At 39.4% G+C, this 3,179-nt stretch carries 5 protein-coding genes; 3 read left to right on the top strand and 2 right to left on the bottom strand.

Annotated features, from left to right (window positions below; genetic code table 11):
• The 3 genes from HMPREF9144_RS10940 to HMPREF9144_RS10925 all read left to right on the top strand — a co-directional run.
• Nucleotides 1-244: DUF1896 family protein (locus HMPREF9144_RS10940; protein WP_006046137.1), on the top strand; the 244-nt coding region annotated here is incomplete at its 5' end.
• Between the two features lie 676 nt (nt 245-920).
• Nucleotides 921-1,190: a helix-turn-helix domain-containing protein gene (locus HMPREF9144_RS10930; RefSeq protein ID WP_040595773.1), complete on the top strand. Its 270-nt coding sequence runs from the start codon at nt 921-923 to the stop codon at nt 1,188-1,190.
• A gap of 3 nt (nt 1,191-1,193) precedes the next feature.
• A complete protein-coding gene (locus HMPREF9144_RS10925) occupies nt 1,194-1,505 on the top strand; it encodes a helix-turn-helix domain-containing protein (RefSeq protein ID WP_006046134.1) in 312 nt (103 codons plus the stop codon).
• Nucleotides 1,506-1,841: 336 nt separating this feature from the next.
• Here the strand turns inward: HMPREF9144_RS10925 and HMPREF9144_RS10920 are convergent, their stop codons facing one another.
• Nucleotides 1,842-2,222 (bottom strand): hypothetical protein, encoded by a 381-nt coding sequence (locus tag HMPREF9144_RS10920; protein ID WP_204865929.1) that lies wholly within the window; start codon nt 2,220-2,222, stop codon nt 1,842-1,844.
• An 8-nt stretch (nt 2,223-2,230) separates the two neighbouring features.
• On the bottom strand, nt 2,231-3,179 hold a 949-nt coding region (locus HMPREF9144_RS13405), incomplete at its 5' end, for a glycoside hydrolase family protein (RefSeq protein WP_006046133.1).

The following is a 3,179-nucleotide window of genomic DNA, read 5'->3' as shown; positions in this document are numbered from 1 at the left end:
TGATACGCTTGTATCCGTGTTGGAAAACGAGTTTGAAAGGGAACTTCCTGCACCGCTCCCAGAGAAACTCGTACCTATACTGTTGTCGAACAAGGCTATTCAAGCCACATTCGACAAGTTCGGTTTGACGGACACATTGGCTTCTGACGAGCAATACGGCCGTCTTTACACCGAACTCACAGGCACGATTGTGCTGCTCATCGAGAGCAATCATCTGCCAATAATCGGTCAGACGGAGGGGTAAGCCCAAAGGCGTTGTAAGCAAAGGCACATGCAAAGCCCCTGAAGCCGTTTCTTATCGTGCAAAGGTACAACGGTAGCCTATCTGCCCTGAAAGGTCGAGTCCTGCGGATGGAGAGAAGAATCTCCACCGCAGGATTTTTCTGTTTCAAGGTGGTATTGCCATTTTCTATATCCATGCGGTCGTATTCATCTCTCCCAACCTTGCAGGGCTGGGCTGCCGTAGAGAGTATAGGCACGACAAGAATACGGCATACTCAGGCTCTTTGGACGCAAGGCGTAACAACTAACAACAGATAGGACTGACGATAATACGGACAATCTATTGTTTGTACAATTTGTTGTCATGACTATCTGTTGTCAAAACTATATATCGTCAAAATAATCTATCGATAAAACTATCTATCGACACTTCGACATCTCGATTTGTCGAACTATCGAATTATCGATAAAACAACAAAATAATAAAAGGAACGAGCCGGCACCTCATCTCATTACCGCAATAACACAGACGGATTTCCTTTGTTTTTCTATTGCTTTCTTTCTATTTCCCTGCTTATCCTCATTTCTTGCAGCGGTGCTTCCGAGGGTTTACTTTTGCACCCGAGAAGTACGGCAATGGACTGCATAACAGTTTGTTTGCTGAGTAACAATAAAGTAATCAAAACAAAATTAAGGCAATAAAACTCATTATCATCGACCGCAAAGCGTGGGAGCGACATCGCTCCGAATTTGCAGACTTTATCCATCGTGTGGAGAAACTTATCGGTAATCCTCCTGAGACCGAGCAATGGCTCGACAACGAAGCCGTGTGCAAGCGTTTGGGTATCAGCAAGCGTACCCTACAATCATACAGAGATACGGGTAAAATTCCTTATTCAATGATTGGACATAAGTGCTATTACAAGGAAAGCGACATCACGGAATTACTGAACGCAAAAAGTGAATGAACTATGACAGAGAACGAAATCATTACACAGCAAGCCCCTCAGATGCAGATGTTTGCACAACTGATGGAGGGCATCTTAAAGAAACTGGAGCGTTATTGCGCTACCGCCCGTCCGATGCTGGGTGGAGAGGTTTACCTCACTGGTGAGGAGGTCTGTAGCCAATTACGGCTCAGCACACGCACGCTCCAAGAGTACAGAAACTTAGGAACGCTTCCTTTCTACAAAATCGGAGGGAAAATACTATACAAGCAGAGCGACATACAGACAATGCTTGAAAGGCATTATAATCCAATACCGCAAACAGGTAAGTTATGAGTTAAGTTAAGACATCAGTCGCGACTTAAGTCAAATGGTCAGTTATGACTTTGGTCAAGAAATTAGTTTCGACCTAAGTCAAAATTAACTTTAGTCAAAAATATGTCAGCTCATAAAGTCAGTAAGTCAAGAAATTAGTCTAAACTTATCTCTTGACTTACTTCTTGAACTTTGAACTCTCGGCTATTAAAAGCACCCCAGAAAGGTTACTTTATGGAACATAACAAACTATCTCTTTCTTTATACTGGCAAGGTGTGTCTTTGTCCCACAAATTACCACTTGTACCACAAAGACCCTTGCCCCGAAAGGGAATTAAATCACTCCGAAGTCGTGACTTATTGTTTTACAAAATAGTACTTTCCTTTTCTAATATAACGCTCGTCCTCATATCTGCCAAAGTGATAGATAAACTTCTGTTGAGGTCTATCAGTATATCTAAGTGTAAGTTGATCATTATTTAATACATATATACCTTTTAAAATCTCTATAGAATCTTTGATTGAGTTATAATCATGAAACTCAAAAGTAGAGTCATTTTTGAAAACAATTCGTATATCAGCTGCATGTGGTATTATCCAAATACCTTGTAAATACTTGAATGCTGTAGATTTCTCTGTTTTTATGACTCTTACTTGATTTTTTTGTACAATACACTTCTTGTTAGGTGCTGATGTACAACTTACGGTGATGAAGCCAATTAAAATTAACATTTTCATTCTCATTTCTAGTATACTCCATGATTAAACAATTCAACCTCTTTTTTCCTTCTCCCTATTATTTCGCTTGGACGTCTCCAACGGAGCATCAGTGTCCCATCATAGTGCCCTTTATTTAGTTCTTTCAAAAAATCGGAAGAAGGAAATCCTCTTTCAACTCCGATATTAAATGCAAATGAGCAAATGGCATCATATTCATTTTGTGATAGAGGTACTTTTACTAAAGCACGAATTTTAGGCTCAAATGTTTCTTTTAAATCTTTCATTAAAAGTTTTTTTGCATCGTTTTTCGTAAATCCTGCCCATGCCCTTCTATCAGCATCTGTTACTTTGCTTTTATGAAGTAAGTGTCCAACTCTAATTGTTGCAAATCCTTTAGAGTCATTATATGGATGCGTTATCATTCCTTCTCTTGCTATCAAGAAATTTATGCCTTGTTGACTAATAGACAATTCAGAAACATTTCTCCTTTGTGAAGAATTTGGAATACTTTGTGAAGATTTACTTTTGCCATGAACAACGACATCTGACAAATGAAACGTTCCGTCGAAAATTTCTTGCCCTTCCTTTAAAGACAGAATTCCATTGGAATTTATTGTCACACCATTAGCAAGTAATATAGCAAGTGCTTGATCGGTAGAATACCCTGTATATTTGGCATATGAAGCAACATTATCACCTCTTTGGGCTACTAAATTGCCATTGCTGTTTCTTTCCCAATTCCTATCAGGATCTATTAATAAAATGGGATTACCTAGACAGTAAGTGTAGCTTGAAACAAATGGTTTCGCTTCTATTAATGCATCAGGAGTATTCCATATACTTATCACAGGATTCATGTATCTTGCACCATAATAATACAAGCCTGTCTCTTCATCCATCTCTTTACCATTTAACTTGTAGGGCATGTTCTCGCTGCTACTATGTTCGTCAACCAACAGTTCACCGTATGGCAGG

This window comes from Prevotella pallens ATCC 700821, assembly GCF_000220255.1.
Taxonomy (GTDB): domain Bacteria; phylum Bacteroidota; class Bacteroidia; order Bacteroidales; family Bacteroidaceae; genus Prevotella; species Prevotella pallens.
This window is presented reverse-complemented; position numbering and strand designations above follow the sequence as displayed.

What these genes read in the sequence shown, in the direction of transcription:
- HMPREF9144_RS10925 (WP_006046134.1), top strand. Translation starts at nt 1,194, where the DNA reads ATGACAGAGAACGAAATCATTACACAGCAAGCCCCTCAGATGCAGATG.
- HMPREF9144_RS10920 (WP_204865929.1), bottom strand. Translation starts at nt 2,222, where the DNA reads ATGAAAATGTTAATTTTAATTGGCTTCATCACCGTAAGTTGTACATCA.